This window comes from Shewanella pneumatophori, assembly GCF_023283895.1.
Lineage (GTDB): Bacteria > Pseudomonadota > Gammaproteobacteria > Enterobacterales > Shewanellaceae > Shewanella > Shewanella pneumatophori.
In genome coordinates this window covers 304,861-326,283 of sequence record NZ_JAKILB010000004.1, presented here as the reverse complement: position 1 = coordinate 326,283, position 21,423 = coordinate 304,861, and the positions used below count along the sequence as shown (strand labels likewise).

General features: G+C 45.7%; 5 protein-coding genes. All 5 read left to right on the top strand.

Annotated elements, in window-relative coordinates:
- Window positions 1–510 precede the first annotated feature (510 nt).
- The 5 genes from L2740_RS08515 to pfaC all read left to right on the top strand — a co-directional run bounded on the left by L2740_RS08515 (window position 511) and on the right by pfaC (window position 21,359).
- The gene (locus L2740_RS08515) at window positions 511–3,417 is read left to right on the top strand and encodes a TonB-dependent receptor domain-containing protein (RefSeq protein ID WP_248949629.1); all 2,907 of its coding nucleotides are present in this window, start codon (window positions 511–513) and stop codon (window positions 3,415–3,417) included.
- Window positions 3,418–3,863: 446 nt separating this feature from the next.
- The gene (locus tag L2740_RS08510) at window positions 3,864–4,730 is read left to right on the top strand and encodes a transcriptional regulator (RefSeq protein WP_248949627.1); all 867 of its coding nucleotides are present in this window, start codon (window positions 3,864–3,866) and stop codon (window positions 4,728–4,730) included.
- Complete coding sequence (gene pfaA, locus L2740_RS08505) at window positions 4,730–13,000, top strand: eicosapentaenoate synthase subunit PfaA (protein ID WP_248949626.1); 8,271 nt, start codon at window positions 4,730–4,732, stop codon at window positions 12,998–13,000. Before L2740_RS08510 ends, pfaA begins: the two co-directional genes overlap by 1 nt.
- On the top strand, window positions 13,000–15,342 hold the full coding sequence (pfaB, locus tag L2740_RS08500) for an eicosapentaenoate synthase subunit PfaB (protein WP_125458613.1): 2,343 nt from the start codon (window positions 13,000–13,002) through the stop codon (window positions 15,340–15,342). Before pfaA ends, pfaB begins: the two co-directional genes overlap by 1 nt.
- On the top strand, window positions 15,342–21,359 hold the full coding sequence (pfaC, locus tag L2740_RS08495) for an eicosapentaenoate synthase subunit PfaC (protein ID WP_248949625.1): 6,018 nt from the start codon (window positions 15,342–15,344) through the stop codon (window positions 21,357–21,359). The genes pfaB and pfaC overlap by 1 nt, the downstream gene beginning before the upstream one ends.
- Window positions 21,360–21,423: the final 64 nt, after the last annotated feature.

Here is a 21,423-nt window from a genome sequence, read left to right as displayed (position 1 = left end):
TCAGGACACTCTTTAAAGCAACAAACATAACCCCTATTTTTACCAATTTAAGATCAAAACTAAAGCCAAAACTAATTGAGAATAGTGTCAAACTAGCTTTAAAGGAAAAAAATATAAAAAGAACATTATACTTGTATAAATTATTTTACACACCAAAGCCATGATCTTCACAAAATTAGCTCCCTCTCCCTAAAACAAGATTGAATAAAAAAATAAACCTTAACTTTCATATAGATAAAACAAACCAATGGGATAAAGTATATTGAATTCATTTTTAAGGAAAAATTCAAATTGAATTCAAGCTCTTCAGTAAAAGCATATTTTGCCGTTAGTGTGAAAAAAAACAAATTTAAAAACCAACATAGAACAAATAAGCAGACAATAAAACCAAGGCGCAACACAAACAACGCGCTTACAATTTTCACAAAAAAGCAACAAGAGTAACGTTTAGTATTTGGATATGGTTATTGTAATTGAGAATTTTATAACAATTATATTAAGGGAATGAGTATGTTTTTAAATTCAAAACTTTCGCGCTCAGTCAAACTTGCCATATCCGCAGGCTTAACAGCCTCGCTAGCTATGCCTGTTTTTGCAGAAGAAACTGCTGCTGAAGAACAAATAGAAAGAGTCGCAGTGACCGGATCGCGAATCGCTAAAGCAGAGCTAACTCAACCAGCTCCAGTCGTCAGCCTTTCAGCCGAAGAACTGACAAAATTTGGTAATCAAGATTTAGGTAGCGTACTAGCAGAATTACCTGCTATTGGTGCAACCAACACTATTATTGGTAATAACAATAGCAACTCAAGCGCAGGTGTTAGCTCAGCAGACTTGCGTCGTCTAGGTGCTAACAGAACCTTAGTATTAGTCAACGGTAAGCGCTACGTTGCCGGCCAACCGGGCTCAGCTGAGGTAGATTTGTCAACTATACCAACTAGCATGATCTCGCGAGTTGAGATTGTAACCGGCGGTGCTTCAGCAATTTATGGTTCGGACGCTGTATCAGGTGTTATCAACGTTATCCTTAAAGAAGACTTTGAAGGCTTTGAGTTTAACGCACGTACTAGCGGTTCTACTGAAAGTGTAGGCACTCAAGAGCACTCTTTTGACATTTTGGGTGGTGCAAACGTTGCAGATGGACGTGGTAATGTAACCTTCTACGCAGGTTATGAACGTACAAAAGAAGTCATGGCTACCGACATTCGCCAATTCGATGCTTGGGGAACAATTAAAAACGAAGCCGATGGTGGTGAAGATGATGGTATTCCAGACAGACTACGTGTACCACGAGTTTATTCTGAAATGATTAATGCTACCGGTGTTATCAATGCATTTGGTGGTGGAATTGGTCGCTCAACCTTTGACAGTAACGGCAATCCTATTGCACAACAAGAACGTGATGGGACTAACAGCTTTGCATTTGGTTCATTCCCTAATGGCTGTGACACATGTTTCAACACTGAAGCATACGAAAACTATATTCCAGGGGTAGAAAGAATAAACGTTGGCTCATCATTCAACTTTGATTTTACCGATAACATTCAATTTTACACTGACTTCAGATATGTAAAGTCAGATATTCAGCAACAATTTCAGCCTTCATTCCGTTTTGGTAACATTAATATCAATGTTGAAGATAACGCCTTTTTGAATGACGACTTGCGTCAGCAAATGCTCGATGCGGGTCAAACCAATGCTAGTTTTGCCAAGTTTTTTGATGAATTAGGAAATCGCTCAGCAGAAAATAAACGCGAACTTTTCCGTTACGTAGGTGGCTTTAAAGGTGGCTTTGATATTAGCGAAACCATATTTGATTACGACCTTTACTATGTTTATGGCGAGACTAATAACCGTCGTAAAACCCTTAATGACCTAATTCCTGATAACTTTGTCGCAGCTGTCGACTCTGTTATTGATCCTGATACTGGCTTAGCAGCGTGTCGCTCACAAGTAGCAAGCGCTCAAGGCGATGACTATACAGATCCCGCGTCTGTAAATGGTAGCGACTGTGTTGCTTATAACCCATTTGGCATGGGTCAAGCTTCAGCAGAAGCCCGCGACTGGGTTTCTGCTGATGTGACTCGTGAAGACAAAATAACTCAACAAGTGATTGGTGGTACTCTCGGTACCGATTCTGAAGAACTATTTGAGCTTCAAGGTGGTGCAATCGCTATGGTTGTTGGTTTTGAATACCGTGAAGAAACGTCTGGTTCAACAACCGATGAATTTACTAAAGCAGGTTTCTTGACAAGCGCTGCAACGCCAGATTCTTATGGCGAATACGACGTGACTGAGTATTTTGTTGAGGTGAACATCCCAGTACTAAAAGAATTACCTTTTGCACATGAGTTGAGCTTTGACGGTGCATACCGTAATGCTGATTACTCACATGCCGGTAAGACTGAAGCATGGAAAGCTGGTATGTTCTACTCACCATTAGAGCAACTTGCATTACGTGGTACGGTAGGTGAAGCAGTACGAGCACCAAACATTGCAGAAGCCTTTAGTCCACGCTCTCCTGGTTTTGGCCGCGTTTCAGATCCATGTGATGCAGATAACATTAATGACGATCCGGATCGCGTGTCAAACTGTGCAGCATTGGGGATCCCTCCAGGATTCCAAGCTAATGATAACGTCAGTGTAGATACCTTATCTGGTGGTAACCCAGATCTAAAACCTGAAACATCAACATCCTTTACAGGTGGTCTTGTTTGGACACCAACGTTTGCTGACAATCTATCATTCACTGTCGATTATTATGATATTCAAATTGAGGATGCTATTTTGTCAGTAGCCACCCAGACTGTGGCTGATAACTGTGTTGACTCAACTGGCGGACCTGACACCGACTTCTGTAGTCAAGTTGATCGTAATCCAACGACCTATGATATTGAACTTGTTCGCTCTGGTTATCTAAATGCCGCGGCATTGAATACCAAAGGTATTGAATTTCAAGCTGCATACTCATTAGATCTAGAGTCTTTCAACGCGCCTGGTGAACTACGCTTCAACCTATTGGGGAACCAATTACTTGAACTAGAACGTCTTGAATTCCAAAATCGTCCTGATGAGATTAATGATGAAAAAGGCGAAGTAGGTGATCCAGAGCTGCAGTTCCGCCTAGGCATCGATTACCGTCTAGATGATCTAAGTGTTAGCTGGAACACGCGTTATATTGATAGCGTAGTAACTTATGATGTCTCTGAAAATGGTGGCTCTCCTGAAGATTTATATCCAGGCCACATAGGCTCAATGACAACTCATGACTTGAGCGCTACATACTACATCAATGAGAACTTCATGATTAACGGTGGTGTACGTAACCTATTTGACGCACTTCCACCTGGATACACTAACGATGCGCTATATGATCTAGTTGGTCGCCGTGCATTCCTAGGTATTAAGGTAATGATGTAATTAATTATTACGCCTCTAACTAATAAAAATGCAATCTCTTCGTAGAGATTGCATTTTTTTATGAAATCCAATCTTAAACTGGTTCTCCGAGCATCTTACGCCTTAAAAACCCCGCCCCTCAATGTAACGCCAAAGTTAATTGCTTACACGCACTTACACAAACGAACAATTTCATTAACACGAGACACAGCTCACGCTTTTTATTTTACCCTTGATTTTACTACATAAAATTGCGTTTTAGCGCACAAGTGTTCTCCCAAGCTGGTCGTATCTGTAATTATTCAGTCCCAGGTGATTGTATTGACCCATAAGCTCAGGTAGTCTGCTCTGCCATTAGCTAAACAATATTGACAAAATGGCGATAAAATGTGGCTTAGCGCTAAGTTCACCGTAAGTTTTATCGGCATTAAGTCCCAACAGATTATTAACGGAAACCCGCTAAACTGATGGCAAAAATAAATAGTGAACACTTGGATGAAGCTACTATTACTTCGAATAAGTGTACGCAAACAGAGACTGAGGCTCGGCATAGAAATGCCACTACAACACCTGAGATGCGCCGATTCATACAAGAGTCGGATCTCAGTGTTAGCCAACTGTCTAAAATATTAAATATCAGTGAAGCTACCGTACGTAAGTGGCGCAAGCGTGACTCTGTCGAAAACTGTCCTAATACCCCGCACCATCTCAATACCACGCTAACCCCTTTGCAAGAATATGTGGTTGTGGGCCTGCGTTATCAATTGAAAATGCCATTAGACAGATTGCTCAAAGCAACCCAAGAGTTTATCAATCCAAACGTGTCGCGCTCAGGTTTAGCAAGATGTTTGAAGCGTTATGGCGTTTCACGGGTGAGTGATATCCAAAGCCCACACGTACCAATGCGCTACTTTAATCAAATTCCAGTCACTCAAGGCAGCGATGTGCAAACCTACACCCTGCACTATGAAACGCTGGCAAAAACCTTAGCCTTACCTAGTACCGATGGTGACAATGTGGTGCAAGTGGTGTCTCTCACCATTCCACCAAAGTTAACCGAAGAAGCACCCAGTTCAATTTTGCTCGGCATTGATCCTCATAGCGACTGGATCTATCTCGACATATACCAAGATGGCAATACACAAGCCACGAATAGATATATGGCTTATGTGCTAAAACACGGGCCATTCCATTTACGAAAGTTACTCGTGCGTAACTATCACACCTTTTTACAGCGCTTTCCTGGAGCGACGCAAAATCGCCGCCCCTCTAAAGATATGCCTGAAACAATCAACAAGACGCCTGAAACACAGGCACCCAGTGGAGACTCATAATGAGCCAGACCTCTAAACCTACAAACTCAGCAACTGAGCAAGCACAAGACTCACAAGCTGACTCTCGTTTAAATAAACGACTAAAAGATATGCCAATTGCTATTGTTGGCATGGCGAGTATTTTTGCAAACTCTCGCTATTTGAATAAGTTTTGGGACTTAATCAGCGAAAAAATTGATGCGATTACTGAATTACCATCAACTCACTGGCAGCCTGAAGAATATTACGACGCAGATAAAACCGCAGCAGACAAAAGCTACTGTAAACGTGGTGGCTTTTTGCCAGATGTAGACTTCAACCCAATGGAGTTTGGCCTGCCGCCAAACATTTTGGAACTGACCGATTCATCGCAACTATTATCACTCATCGTTGCTAAAGAAGTGTTGGCTGATGCTAACTTACCTGAGAATTACGACCGCGATAAAATTGGTATCACCTTAGGTGTCGGCGGTGGTCAAAAAATTAGCCACAGCCTAACAGCGCGTCTGCAATACCCAGTATTGAAGAAAGTATTCGCCAATAGCGGCATTAGTGACACCGACAGCGAAATGCTTATCAAGAAATTCCAAGACCAATATGTACACTGGGAAGAAAACTCGTTCCCAGGTTCACTTGGTAACGTTATTGCGGGCCGTATCGCCAACCGCTTCGATTTTGGCGGCATGAACTGTGTGGTTGATGCTGCCTGTGCTGGATCACTTGCTGCTATGCGTATGGCGCTAACAGAGCTAACTGAAGGTCGCTCTGAAATGATGATCACCGGTGGTGTGTGTACTGATAACTCACCCTCTATGTATATGAGCTTTTCAAAAACGCCCGCCTTTACCACTAACGAAACCATTCAGCCATTTGATATCGACTCAAAAGGCATGATGATTGGTGAAGGTATTGGCATGGTGGCGCTAAAGCGTCTTGAAGATGCAGAGCGCGATGGCGACCGCATTTACTCTGTAATTAAAGGTGTGGGTGCATCATCTGACGGTAAGTTTAAATCAATCTATGCCCCTCGCCCATCAGGCCAAGCTAAAGCACTTAACCGTGCCTATGATGACGCAGGTTTTGCGCCGCATACCTTAGGTCTAATTGAAGCTCACGGAACAGGTACTGCAGCAGGTGACGCGGCAGAGTTTGCCGGCCTTTGCTCAGTATTTGCTGAAGGCAACGATACCAAGCAACACATTGCGCTAGGTTCAGTTAAATCACAAATTGGTCATACTAAATCAACTGCAGGTACAGCAGGTTTAATTAAAGCTGCTCTTGCTTTGCATCACAAGGTACTGCCGCCGACCATTAACGTTAGTCAGCCAAGCCCTAAACTTGATATCGAAAACTCACCGTTTTATCTAAACACTGAGACTCGTCCATGGTTACCACGTGTTGATGGTACGCCGCGCCGCGCGGGTATTAGCTCATTTGGTTTTGGTGGCACTAACTTCCATTTTGTACTAGAAGAGTACAACCAAGAACACAGCCGTACTGATAGCGAAAAAGCTAAGTATCGTCAACGCCAAGTGGCGCAAAGCTTCCTTGTTAGCGCAAGCGATAAAGCATCGCTAATTAACGAGTTAAACGTACTAGCAGCATCTGCAAGCCAAGCTGAGTTTATCCTCAAAGATGCAGCAGCAAACTATGGCGTACGTGAGCTTGATAAAAATGCACCACGGATCGGTTTAGTTGCAAACACAGCTGAAGAGTTAGCAGGCCTAATTAAGCAAGCACTTGCCAAACTAGCAGCTAGCGATGATAACGCATGGCAGCTACCTGGTGGCACTAGCTACCGCGCCGCTGCAGTAGAAGGTAAAGTTGCCGCACTGTTTGCTGGCCAAGGTTCACAATATCTCAATATGGGCCGTGACCTTACTTGTTATTACCCAGAGATGCGTCAGCAATTTGTAACTGCAGATAAAGTATTTGCCGCAAATGATAAAACGCCGTTATCGCAAACTCTGTATCCAAAGCCTGTATTTAATAAAGATGAATTAAAGGCTCAAGAAGCCATTTTGACCAATACCGCCAATGCCCAAAGCGCAATTGGTGCGATTTCAATGGGTCAATACGATTTGTTTACTGCGGCTGGCTTTAATGCCGACATGGTTGCAGGCCATAGCTTTGGTGAGCTAAGTGCACTGTGTGCTGCAGGTGTTATTTCAGCTGATGACTACTACAAGCTGGCTTTTGCTCGTGGTGAGGCTATGGCAACAAAAGCACCGGCTAAAGACGGCGTTGAAGCAGATGCAGGAGCAATGTTTGCAATCATAACCAAGAGTGCTGCAGACCTTGAAACCGTTGAAGCCACCATCGCTAAATTTGATGGGGTGAAAGTCGCTAACTATAACGCGCCAACGCAATCAGTAATTGCAGGCCCAACAGCAACTACCGCTGATGCGGCTAAAGCGCTAACTGAGCTTGGTTACAAAGCGATTAACCTGCCAGTATCAGGTGCATTCCACACTGAACTTGTTGGTCACGCTCAAGCGCCATTTGCTAAAGCGATTGACGCAGCCAAATTTACTAAAACAAGCCGAGCACTTTACTCAAATGCAACTGGCGGACTTTATGAAAGCACTGCTGCAAAGATTAAAGCCTCGTTTAAGAAACATATGCTTCAATCAGTGCGCTTTACTAGCCAGCTAGAAGCCATGTACAACGACGGCGCCCGTGTATTTGTTGAATTTGGTCCAAAGAACATCTTACAAAAATTAGTTCAAGGCACGCTTGTCAACACTGAAAATGAAGTTTGCACTATCTCTATCAACCCTAATCCTAAAGTTGATAGTGATCTGCAGCTTAAGCAAGCAGCAATGCAGCTAGCGGTTACTGGTGTGGTACTCAGTGAAATTGACCCATACCAAGCCGATATTGCCGCACCAGCGAAAAAGTCGCCAATGAGCATTTCGCTTAATGCTGCTAACCATATCAGCAAAGCAACTCGCGCTAAGATGGCCAAGTCTTTAGAGACAGGTATCGTCACCTCGCAAATAGAACATGTTATTGAAGAAAAAATCGTTGAAGTTGAGAAACTGGTTGAAGTCGAAAAGATCGTCGAAAAAGTGGTTGAAGTAGAGAAAGTTGTTGAGGTTGAAGCTCCTGTTAATTCAGTGCAAGCCAATGCAATTCAAACCCGTTCAGTTGTCGCTCCAGTAATAGAGAACCAAGTCGTGTCTAAAAACAGTAAGCCAGCAGTCCAGAGCATTAGTGGTGATGCACTCAGCAACTTTTTTGCTGCACAGCAGCAAACCGCACAGTTGCATCAGCAGTTCTTAGCTATTCCGCAGCAATATGGTGAGACGTTCACTACGCTGATGACCGAGCAAGCTAAACTGGCAAGTTCTGGTGTTGCAATTCCAGAGAGTCTGCAACGCTCAATGGAGCAATTCCACCAACTACAAGCGCAAACACTACAAAGCCACACCCAGTTCCTTGAGATGCAAGCGGGTAGCAACATTGCAGCGTTAAACCTACTCAATAGCAGCCAAGCAACTTACGCTCCAGCCATTCACAATGAAGCGATTCAAAGCCAAGTGGTTCAAAGCCAAACTGCAGTCCAGCCAGTAATTTCAACACAAGTTAACCATGTGTCAGAGCAGCCAACTCAAGCTCCAGCTCCAAAAGCGCAGCCAGCACCTGTGACAACTCCAGTTCAAACTGCTCCGGCACAAGTTGTTCGTCAAGCCGCACCAGTTCAAGCCGCTATTGAACCGATTAATACAAGTGTTGCGACTACAACGCCTTCAGCCTTCAGCGCCGAAACAGCCCTGAGCGCAACAAAAGTCCAAGCCACTATGCTTGAAGTGGTTGCTGAGAAAACCGGTTACCCAACTGAAATGCTAGAGCTTGAAATGGATATGGAAGCCGATTTAGGCATCGATTCTATCAAGCGTGTAGAAATTCTTGGCACAGTACAAGATGAGCTACCGGGTCTACCTGAGCTTAGCCCTGAAGATCTAGCTGAGTGTCGAACGCTAGGCGAAATCGTTGACTATATGGGCAGTAAACTGCCGGCTGAAGGCTCTATGAATTCTCAGCTGTCTACAGGTTCCGCAGCTGCGACTCCTGCAGCGAATGGTCTTTCTGCGGAGAAAGTTCAAGCGACTATGATGTCTGTGGTTGCCGAAAAGACTGGCTACCCAACTGAAATGCTAGAGCTTGAAATGGATATGGAAGCCGATTTAGGCATAGATTCTATCAAGCGCGTTGAAATTCTTGGCACAGTACAAGATGAGCTACCGGGTCTACCTGAGCTTAGCCCTGAAGATCTAGCTGAGTGTCGTACTCTAGGCGAAATCGTTGACTATATGAACTCTAAACTCGCTGACGGCTCTAAGCTGCCGGCTGAAGGCTCTATGAATTCTCAGCTGTCTACAAGTGCCGCAGCTGCGACTCCTGCAGCGAATGGTCTCTCTGCGGAGAAAGTTCAAGCGACTATGATGTCTGTGGTTGCCGAAAAGACTGGCTACCCAACTGAAATGCTAGAACTTGAAATGGATATGGAAGCTGACCTTGGCATCGATTCAATCAAGCGCGTTGAAATTCTTGGCACAGTACAAGATGAGCTACCGGGTTTACCTGAGCTAAATCCAGAAGATTTGGCAGAGTGTCGTACTCTTGGCGAAATCGTGACTTATATGAACTCTAAACTCGCTGACGGCTCTAAGCTGCCAGCTGAAGGCTCTATGCACTATCAGCTGTCTACAAGTACCGCTGCTGCGACTCCTGTAGCGAATGGTCTCTCTGCAGAAAAAGTTCAAGCGACCATGATGTCTGTAGTTGCAGATAAAACTGGCTACCCAACTGAAATGCTTGAACTTGAAATGGATATGGAAGCCGATTTAGGTATCGATTCTATCAAGCGCGTTGAAATTCTTGGCACAGTACAAGATGAGCTACCGGGTTTACCTGAGCTAAATCCAGAAGATCTAGCAGAGTGTCGCACCCTAGGCGAAATCGTTGACTATATGGGCAGTAAACTGCCGGCTGAAGGCTCTGCTAATACAAGTGCCGCTGCGTCTCTTAATGTTAGTGCCGTTGCGGCGCCTCAAGCTGCTGCGACTCCTGTATCGAACGGTCTCTCTGCAGAGAAAGTGCAAAGCACTATGATGTCAGTAGTTGCAGAAAAGACCGGCTACCCAACTGAAATGCTAGAACTTGGCATGGATATGGAAGCCGATTTAGGTATCGACTCAATTAAACGCGTTGAGATTCTTGGCACAGTACAAGATGAGCTACCGGGTCTACCAGAGCTTAATCCTGAAGATTTAGCTGAGTGCCGTACGCTGGGCGAAATCGTTGACTATATGAACTCTAAGCTGGCTGACGGCTCTAAGCTTCCAGCTGAAGGCTCTGCTAATACAAGTGCCACTGCTGCGACTCCTGCAGTGAATGGTCTTTCTGCTGACAAGGTACAGGCGACTATGATGTCTGTAGTTGCTGAAAAGACCGGCTACCCAACTGAAATGCTAGAACTTGGCATGGATATGGAAGCAGACCTTGGTATTGATTCTATTAAGCGCGTTGAAATTCTTGGCACAGTACAAGATGAGCTCCCAGGTTTACCTGAGCTTAATCCTGAAGATCTCGCTGAGTGCCGCACGCTTGGCGAAATCGTTAGCTATATGAACTCTCAACTGGCTGATGGCTCTAAACTTTCTACAAGTGCGGCTGAAGGCTCTGCTGATACAAGTGCTGCAAATGCTGCAAAGCCGGCAGCAATTTCGGCAGAACCAAGTGTTGAGCTTCCTCCTCATAGCGAGGTAGCGCTAAAAAAGCTTAATGCGGCGAACAAGCTAGAAAATTGTTTCGCCGCAGACGCAAGTGTTGTGATTAACGATGATGGTCACAACGCAGGCGTTTTAGCTGAGAAACTTATTAAACAAGGCCTAAAAGTAGCCGTTGTGCGTTTACCGAAAGGTCAGCCTCAATCGCCACTTTCAAGCGATGTTGCTAGCTTTGAGCTTGCCTCAAGCCAAGAATCTGAGCTTGAAGCCAGTATCACTGCAGTTATCGCGCAGATTGAAACTCAGGTTGGCGCTATTGGTGGCTTTATTCACTTGCAACCAGAAGCGAATACAGAAGAGCAAACGGCAGTAAACCTAGATGCGCAAAGTTTTACTCACGTTAGCAATGCGTTCTTGTGGGCCAAATTATTGCAACCAAAGCTCGTTGCTGGAGCAGATGCGCGTCGCTGTTTTGTAACAGTAAGCCGTATCGACGGTGGCTTTGGTTACCTAAATACTGACGCCCTAAAAGATGCTGAGCTAAACCAAGCAGCATTAGCTGGTTTAACTAAAACCTTAAGCCATGAATGGCCACAAGTGTTCTGTCGCGCGCTAGATATTGCAACAGATGTTGATGCAACCCATCTTGCTGATGCAATCACCAGTGAACTATTTGATAGCCAAGCTCAGCTACCTGAAGTGGGCTTAAGCTTAATTGATGGCAAAGTTAACCGCGTAACTCTAGTTGCTGCTGAAGCTGCAGATAAAACAGCAAAAGCAGAGCTTAACAGCACAGATAAAATCTTAGTGACTGGTGGGGCAAAAGGGGTGACATTTGAATGTGCACTGGCATTAGCATCTCGCAGCCAGTCTCACTTTATCTTAGCTGGGCGCAGTGAATTACAAGCTTTACCAAGCTGGGCTGAGGGTAAGCAAACTAGCGAGCTAAAATCAGCTGCAATCGCACATATTATTTCTACTGGTCAAAAGCCAACGCCTAAGCAAGTTGAAGCCGCTGTGTGGCCAGTGCAAAGCAGCATTGAAATTAATGCCGCCCTAGCCGCCTTTAACAAAGTTGGCGCCTCAGCTGAATACGTCAGCATGGATGTTACCGATAGCGCCGCAATCACAGCAGCACTTAATGGTCGCTCAAATGAGATCACCGGTCTTATTCATGGCGCAGGTGTACTAGCCGACAAGCATATTCAAGACAAGACTCTTGCTGAACTTGCTAAAGTTTATGGCACTAAAGTCAACGGCCTAAAAGCGCTGCTCGCGGCACTTGAGCCAAGCAAAATTAAATTACTTGCTATGTTCTCATCTGCAGCAGGTTTTTACGGTAATATCGGCCAAAGCGATTACGCGATGTCGAACGATATTCTTAACAAGGCAGCGCTGCAGTTCACCGCTCGCAACCCACAAGCTAAAGTCATGAGCTTTAACTGGGGTCCTTGGGATGGCGGCATGGTTAACCCAGCGCTTAAAAAGATGTTTACCGAGCGTGGTGTGTACGTTATTCCACTAAAAGCAGGTGCAGAGCTATTTGCCACTCAGCTATTGGCTGAAACTGGCGTGCAGTTGCTCATTGGTACGTCAATGCAAGGTGGCAGCGACACTAAAGCAACTGAGACTGCTTCTGTAAAAAAGCTTAATGCGGGTGAGGTGCTAAGTGCATCGCATCCGCGTGCTGGTGCACAAAAAACACCACTACAAGCTGTCACTGCAACGCGTCTGTTAACCCCAAGTGCCATGGTCTTCATTGAAGATCACCGCATTGGCGGTAACAGTGTGTTGCCAACGGTATGCGCCATCGACTGGATGCGTGAAGCGGCAAGCGACATGCTTGGCGCTCAAGTTAAGGTACTTGATTACAAGCTATTAAAAGGCATTGTATTTGAGACTGATGAGCCGCAAGAGTTAACACTTGAGCTAACGCCAGACGATTCAGACGAAGCTACGCTACAAGCATTAATCAGCTGTAATGGGCGTCCGCAATACAAGGCGACGCTTATCAGTGATAATGCCGATATTAAGCAACTTAACAAGCAGTTTGATTTAAGCGCTAAGGCGATTACCACAGCAAAAGAGCTTTATAGCAACGGCACCTTGTTCCACGGTCCGCGTCTACAAGGGATCCAATCTGTAGTGCAGTTCGATGATCAAGGCTTAATTGCTAAAGTCGCTCTGCCTAAGGTTGAACTTAGCGATTGTGGTGAGTTCTTGCCGCAAACCCACATGGGTGGCAGTCAACCTTTTGCTGAGGACTTGCTATTACAAGCTATGCTGGTTTGGGCTCGCCTTAAAACTGGCTCGGCAAGTTTGCCATCAAGCATTGGTGAGTTTACCTCATACCAACCAATGGCCTTTGGTGAAACTGGTACCATAGAGCTTGAAGTGATTAAGCACAACAAACGCTCACTTGAAGCGAATGTTGCGCTATATCGTGACAACGGCGAGTTAAGTGCCATGTTTAAGTCAGCTAAAATCACCATTAGCAAAAGCTTAAATTCAGCATTTTTACCTGCTGTCTTAGCAAACGACAGTGAGGCGAATTAGTGGAACAAACGCCTAAAGCTAGTGCGATGCCGCTGCGCATCGCACTTATCTTACTGCCAACACCGCAGTTTGAAGTTAACTCTGTCGACCAGTCAGTATTAGCCAGCTATCAAACACTGCAGCCTGAGCTAAATGCCCTGCTTAATAGTGCGCCGACACCTGAAATGCTCAGCATCACTATCTCAGATGATAGCGATGCAAACAGCTTTGAGTCGCAGCTAAATGCTGCGACCAACGCAATTAACAATGGCTATATCGTCAAGCTTGCTACGGCAACTCACGCTTTGTTAATGCTGCCTGCATTAAAAGCGGCGCAAATGCGGATCCATCCTCATGCGCAGCTTGCCGCTATGCAGCAAGCTAAATCGACGCCAATGAGTCAAGTATCTGGTGAGCTAAAGCTTGGCGCTAATGCGCTAAGCCTAGCTCAGACTAATGCGCTGTCTCATGCTTTAAGCCAAGCCAAGCGTAACTTAACTGATGTCAGCGTGAATGAGTGTTTTGAGAACCTCAAAAGTGAACAGCAGTTCACAGAGGTTTATTCGCTTATTCAGCAACTTGCTAGCCGCACCCATGTGAGAAAAGAGGTTAATCAAGGTGTGGAACTTGGCCCTAAACAAGCCAAAAGCCACTATTGGTTTAGCGAATTTCACCAAAACCGTGTTGCTGCCATCAACTTTATTAATGGCCAACAAGCAACCAGCTATGTGCTTACTCAAGGTTCAGGATTGTTAGCTGCGAAATCAATGCTAAACCAGCAAAGATTAATGTTTATCTTGCCGGGTAACAGTCAGCAACAAATAACCGCATCAATAACTCAGTTAATGCAGCAATTAGAGCGTTTGCAGGTAACTGAGGTTAATGAGCTTTCTCTAGAATGCCAACTAGAGCTGCTCAGCATAATGTATGACAACTTAGTCAACGCAGACAAACTCACTACTCGCGATAGTAAGCCCGCTTATCAGGCTGTGATTCAAGCAAGCTCTGTTAGCGCTGCAAAGCAAGAGTTAAGCGCGCTTAACGATGCACTCACAGCGCTGTTTGCTGAGCAAACAAACGCCACATCAACGAATAAAGGCTTAATCCAATACAAAACACCGGCGGGCAGTTACTTAACCCTAACACCGCTTGGCAGCAACAATGACAACGCCCAAGCGGGTCTTGCTTTTGTCTATCCGGGTGTGGGAACGGTTTACGCCGATATGCTTAATGAGCTGCATCAGTACTTCCCTGCGCTTTACGCCAAACTTGAGCGTGAAGGCGATTTAAAGGCGATGCTACAAGCAGAAGATATCTATCATCTTGACCCTAAACATGCTGCCCAAATGAGCTTAGGTGACTTAGCCATTGCTGGCGTGGGGAGCAGCTACCTGTTAACTCAGCTGCTCACCGATGAGTTTAATATTAAGCCTAATTTTGCATTAGGTTACTCAATGGGTGAAGCATCAATGTGGGCAAGCTTAGGCGTATGGCAAAACCCGCATGCGCTGATCAGCAAAACCCAAACCGACCCGCTATTTACTTCTGCTATTTCCGGCAAATTGACCGCGGTTAGACAAGCTTGGCAGCTTGATGATACCGCAGCGGAAATCCAGTGGAATAGCTTTGTGGTTAGAAGTGAAGCAGCGCCGATTGAAGCCTTGCTAAAAGATTACCCACACGCTTACCTCGCGATTATTCAAGGGGATACCTGCGTAATCGCTGGCTGTGAAATCCAATGTAAAGCGCTACTTGCAGCACTGGGTAAACGCGGTATTGCAGCTAATCGTGTAACGGCGATGCATACGCAGCCTGCGATGCAAGAGCATCAAAATGTGATGGATTTTTATCTGCAACCGTTAAAAGCAGAGCTTCCTAGTGAAATAAGCTTTATCAGCGCCGCTGATTTAACTGCCAAGCAAACGGTGAGTGAGCAAGCACTTAGCAGCCAAGTCGTTGCTCAGTCTATTGCCGACACCTTCTGCCAAACCTTGGACTTTACCGCGCTAGTACATCACGCCCAACATCAAGGCGCTAAGCTGTTTGTTGAAATTGGCGCGGATAGACAAAACTGCACCTTGATAGACAAGATTGTTAAACAAGATGGTGCCAGCAGTGTACAACATCAACCTTGTTGCACAGTGCCTATGAACGCAAAAGGTAGCCAAGATATTACCAGCGTGATTAAAGCGCTTGGCCAATTAATTAGCCATCAGGTGCCATTATCGGTGCAACCATTTATTGATGGACTCAAGCGCGAGCTAACACTTTGCCAATTGACCAGCCAACAGCTGGCAGCACATGCAAATGTTGACAGCAAGTTTGAGTCTAACCAAGACCATTTACTTCAAGGGGAAGTCTAATGTCATTACCAGACAATGCTTCTAACCACCTTTCTGCCAACCAGAAAGGCGCATCTCAGGCAAGTAAAACCAGTAAGCAAAGCAAAATCGCCATTGTCGGTTTAGCCACTCTGTATCCAGACGCTAAAACCCCGCAAGAATTTTGGCAGAATTTGCTGGATAAACGCGACTCTCGCAGCACCTTAACTAACGAAAAACTCGGCGCTAACAGCCAAGATTATCAAGGTGTGCAAGGCCAATCTGACCGTTTTTATTGTAATAAAGGCGGCTACATTGAGAACTTCAGCTTTAATGCTGCAGGCTACAAATTGCCGGAGCAAAGCTTAAATGGCTTGGACGACAGCTTCCTTTGGGCGCTCGATACTAGCCGTAACGCACTAATTGATGCTGGTATTGATATCAACGGCGCTGATTTAAGCCGCGCAGGTGTAGTCATGGGCGCGCTGTCGTTCCCAACTACCCGCTCAAACGATCTGTTTTTGCCAATTTATCACAGCGCCGTTGAAAAAGCCCTGCAAGATAAACTAGGCGTAAAGGCATTTAAGCTAAGCCCAACTAATGCTCATACCGCTCGCGCGGCAAATGAGAGCAGCCTAAATGCAGCCAATGGTGCCATTGCCCATAACAGCTCAAAAGTGGTGGCCGATGCACTTGGCCTTGGCGGCGCACAACTAAGCCTAGATGCTGCCTGTGCTAGTTCGGTTTACTCATTAAAGCTTGCCTGCGATTACCTAAGCACTGGCAAAGCCGATATCATGCTAGCAGGCGCAGTATCTGGCGCGGATCCTTTCTTTATTAATATGGGATTCTCAATCTTCCACGCCTACCCAGACCATGGTATCTCAGTACCGTTTGATGCCAGCAGTAAAGGTTTGTTTGCTGGCGAAGGCGCTGGCGTATTAGTGCTTAAACGTCTTGAAGATGCCGAGCGCGACAATGACAAAATCTATGCGGTTGTTAGCGGCGTAGGTCTATCAAACGACGGTAAAGGCCAGTTTGTATTAAGCCCTAATCCAAAAGGTCAGGTGAAGGCCTTTGAACGTGCTTATGCTGCCAGTGACATTGAGCCAAAAGACATTGAAGTGATTGAGTGCCACGCAACAGGCACACCGCTTGGCGATAAAATTGAGCTCACTTCAATGGAAACCTTCTTTGAAGACAAGCTGCAAGGCACCGATGCACCGTTAATTGGCTCAGCTAAGTCTAACTTAGGCCACCTATTAACTGCAGCGGGCATGCCGGGGATCATGAAGATGATCTTCGCCATGAAAGAAGGTTACCTGCCGCCAAGTATCAATATTAGTGATGCTATCGCTTCGCCGAAAAAACTCTTCGGTAAACCAACCCTGCCTAGCATGGTTCAAGGCTGGCCAGATAAGCCATCGAATAATCATTTTGGTGTAAGAACCCGTCACGCAGGCGTATCGGTATTTGGCTTTGGTGGCTGTAACGCCCATCTGTTGCTTGAGTCATACAACGGCAAAGGAACAGTAAAGGCAGAAGCCACTCAAGTACCGCGTCAAGCTGAGCCGCTAAAAGTGGTTGGCCTTGCCTCGCACTTTGGGCCTCTTAGCAGCATTAATGCACTCAACAATGCTGTGACCCAAGATGGGAATGGCTTTATCGAACTGCCGAAAAAGCGCTGGAAAGGCCTTGAAAAGCACAGTGAACTGTTAGCTGAATTTGGCTTAGCATCTGCGCCAAAAGGTGCTTATGTTGATAACTTCGAGCTGGACTTTTTACGCTTTAAACTGCCGCCAAACGAAGATGACCGTTTGATCTCACAGCAGCTAATGCTAATGCGAGTAACAGACGAAGCCATTCGTGATGCCAAGCTTGAGCCGGGGCAAAAAGTAGCTGTATTAGTGGCAATGGAAACTGAGCTTGAACTGCATCAGTTCCGCGGCCGGGTTAACTTGCATACTCAATTAGCGCAAAGTCTTGCCGCCATGGGCGTGAGTTTATCAACGGATGAATACCAAGCGCTTGAAGCCATCGCCATGGACAGCGTGCTTGATGCTGCCAAGCTCAATCAGTACACCAGCTTTATTGGTAATATTATGGCGTCACGCGTGGCGTCACTATGGGACTTTAATGGCCCAGCCTTCACTATTTCAGCAGCAGAGCAATCTGTGAGCCGCTGTATCGATGTGGCGCAAAACCTCATCATGGAGGATAACCTAGATGCGGTGGTGATTGCAGCGGTCGATCTCTCTGGTAGCTTTGAGCAAGTCATTCTTAAAAATGCCATTGCACCTGTAGCCATTGAGCCAAACCTCGAAGCAAGCCTTAATCCAACATCAGCAAGCTGGAATGTCGGTGAAGGTGCTGGCGCGGTCGTGCTTGTTAAAAATGAAGCTACATCGGGCTGCTCATACGGCCAAATTGATGCACTTGGCTTTGCTAAAACTGCCGAAACAGCGTTGGCTACCGACAAGCTACTGAGCCAAACTGCCACAGACTTTAATAAGGTTAAAGTGATTGAAACTATGGCAGCGCCTGCTAGCCAAATTCAATTAGCGCCAATAGTTAGCTCTCAAGTGACTCACACTGCTGCAGAGCAGCGTGTTGGTCACTGCTTTGCTGCAGCGGGTATGGCAAGCCTATTACACGGCTTACTTAACTTAAATACTGTAGCCCAAACCAATAAAGCCAATTGCGCGCTTATCAACAATATCAGTGAAAACCAATTATCACAGCTGTTGATTAGCCAAACAGCGAGCGAACAACAAGCATTAACCGCGCGTTTAAGCAATGAGCTTAAATCCGATGCTAAACACCAACTGGTTAAGCAAGTCACCTTAGGTGGCCGTGATATCTACCAGCATATTGTTGATACACCGCTTGCAAGCCTTGAAAGCATTACTCAGAAATTGGCGCAAGCGACAGCATCGACAGTGGTCAACCAAGTTAAACCTATTAAGGCCGCTGGCTCAGTCGAAATGGCTAACTCATTCGAAACGGAAAGCTCAGCAGAGCCACAAATAACAATTGCAGCACAACAGACTGCAAACATTGGCGTCACCGCTCAGGCAACCAAACGTGAATTAGGTACCCCACCAATGACAACAAATACCATTGCTAATACAGCAAATAATTTAGACAAGACTCTTGAGACTGTTGCTGGCAATACTGTTGCTAGCAAGGTTGGCTCTGGCGACATAGTCAATTTTCAACAGAACCAACAATTGGCTCAACAAGCTCACCTCGCCTTTCTTGAAAGCCGCAGTGCGGGTATGAAGGTGGCTGATGCTTTATTGAAGCAACAGCTAGCTCAAGTAACAGGCCAAACTATCGATAATCAGGCCCTCGATACTCAAGCCGTCGATACTCAAACAAGCGAGAATGTAGCGATTGCCGCAGAATCACCAGTTCAAGTTACAACACCTGTTCAAGTTACAACACCTGTTCAAATCAGTGTTGTGGAGTTAAAACCAGATCACGCTAATGTGCCACCATACACGCCGCCAGTGCCTGCATTAAAGCCGTGTATCTGGAACTATGCCGATTTAGTTGAGTACGCAGAAGGCGATATCGCCAAGGTATTTGGCAGTGATTATGCCATTATCGACAGCTACTCGCGCCGCGTACGTCTACCGACCACTGACTACCTGTTGGTATCGCGCGTGACCAAACTTGATGCGACCATCAATCAATTTAAGCCATGCTCAATGACCACTGAGTACGACATCCCTGTTGATGCGCCGTACTTAGTAGACGGACAAATCCCTTGGGCGGTAGCAGTAGAATCAGGCCAATGTGACTTGATGCTTATTAGCTATCTCGGTATCGACTTTGAGAACAAAGGCGAGCGGGTTTATCGACTACTCGATTGTACCCTCACCTTCCTAGGCGACTTGCCACGTGGCGGAGATACCCTACGTTACGACATTAAGATCAATAACTATGCTCGCAACGGCGACACCCTGCTGTTCTTCTTCTCGTATGAGTGTTTTGTTGGCGACAAGATGATCCTCAAGATGGATGGCGGCTGCGCTGGCTTCTTCACTGATGAAGAGCTTGCCGACGGTAAAGGCGTGATTCGCACAGAAGAAGAGATTAAAGCTCGCAGCCTAGTGCAAAAGCAACGCTTTAATCCGTTACTAGATTGTCCTAAAACCCAATTTAGTTATGGTGATATTCATAAGCTATTAACTGCTGATATTGAGGGTTGTTTTGGCCCAAGCCACAGTGGCGTCCACCAGCCGTCACTTTGTTTCGCATCTGAAAAATTCTTGATGATTGAACAAGTCAGCAAGGTTGATCGCACTGGCGGTACTTGGGGACTTGGCTTAATTGAGGGTCATAAGCAGCTTGAAGCAGACCACTGGTACTTCCCATGTCATTTCAAGGGCGACCAAGTGATGGCTGGCTCGCTAATGGCTGAAGGTTGTGGCCAGTTATTGCAGTTCTATATGCTGCACCTTGGTATGCATACCCAAACTAAAAATGGTCGTTTCCAACCTCTTGAAAACGCCTCACAGCAAGTACGCTGTCGCGGTCAAGTGCTGCCACAATCAGGCGTGCTAACTTACCGTATGGAAGTGACTGAAATCGGTTTCAGTCCACGCCCATATGCTAAAGCTAACATCGATATCTTGCTTAATGGCAAAGCGGTAGTGGATTTCCAAAACCTAGGGGTGATGATAAAAGAGGAAGATGAGTGTACTCGTTATCCACTTTTGACTGAATCAACAACGGCTAGCACTGCACAAGTAAACGCTCAAACAAGTGCGAAAAAGGTATACAAGCCAGCATCAGTCAATGCGCCATTAATGGCACAAATTCCTGATCTGACTAAAGAGCCAAACAAGGGCGTTATTCCGATTTCCCATGTTGAAGCACCAATTACGCCAGACTACCCGAACCGTGTACCTGATACAGTGCCATTCACGCCGTATCACATGTTTGAGTTTGCTACAGGCAATATCGAAAACTGTTTCGGGCCAGAGTTCTCAATCTATCGCGGCATGATCCCACCACGTACACCATGCGGTGACTTACAAGTGACCACACGTGTGATTGAAGTTAACGGTAAGCGTGGCGACTTTAAAAAGCCATCATCGTGTATCGCTGAATATGAAGTGCCTGCAGATGCGTGGTATTTCGATAAAAACAGCCACGGCGCAGTGATGCCATATTCAATTTTAATGGAGATCTCACTGCAACCTAACGGCTTTATCTCAGGTTACATGGGCACAACCCTAGGCTTCCCTGGCCTTGAGCTGTTCTTCCGTAACTTAGACGGTAGCGGTGAGTTACTACGTGAAGTAGATTTACGTGGTAAAACCATCCGTAACGACTCACGTTTATTATCAACAGTGATGGCCGGCACTAACATCATCCAAAGCTTTAGCTTCGAGCTAAGCACTGACGGTGAGCCTTTCTATCGCGGCACTGCGGTATTTGGCTATTTTAAAGGTGACGCACTTAAAGATCAGCTAGGCCTAGATAACGGTAAAGTCACTCAGCCATGGCATGTAGCTAACGGCGTTGCTGCAAGCACTAAGGTGAACCTGCTTGATAAGAGCTGCCGTCACTTTAATGCGCCAGCTAACCAGCCACACTATCGTCTAGCCGGTGGTCAGCTGAACTTTATCGACAGTGTTGAAATTGTTGATAATGGCGGCACCGAAGGTTTAGGTTACTTGTATGCCGAGCGCACCATTGACCCAAGTGATTGGTTCTTCCAGTTCCACTTCCACCAAGATCCGGTTATGCCAGGCTCCTTAGGTGTTGAAGCAATTATTGAAACCATGCAAGCTTACGCTATTAGTAAAGACTTGGGCGCAGATTTCAAAAATCCTAAGTTTGGTCAGATTTTATCGAACATCAAGTGGAAGTATCGCGGTCAAATCAATCCGCTGAACAAGCAGATGTCTATGGATGTCAGCATTACTTCAATCAAAGATGAAGACGGTAAGAAAGTCATCACAGGTAATGCCAGCTTGAGTAAAGATGGTCTGCGCATATACGAGGTCTTCGATATAGCTATCAGCATCGAAGAATCTGTATAAATCGGAGTGACTGTCTGGCTATTTTACTCAATTTCTGTGTCAAAAGTGCTCACCTATATTCATA

What these genes read in the sequence shown, in the direction of transcription:
- L2740_RS08515 (WP_248949629.1), top strand. Translation starts at nt 511, where the DNA reads ATGTTTTTAAATTCAAAACTTTCGCGCTCAGTCAAACTTGCCATATCC.
- L2740_RS08510 (WP_248949627.1), top strand. Translation starts at nt 3,864, where the DNA reads ATGGCAAAAATAAATAGTGAACACTTGGATGAAGCTACTATTACTTCG.
- pfaA (WP_248949626.1), top strand. Translation starts at nt 4,730, where the DNA reads ATGAGCCAGACCTCTAAACCTACAAACTCAGCAACTGAGCAAGCACAA.
- pfaC (WP_248949625.1), top strand. Translation starts at nt 15,342, where the DNA reads ATGTCATTACCAGACAATGCTTCTAACCACCTTTCTGCCAACCAGAAA.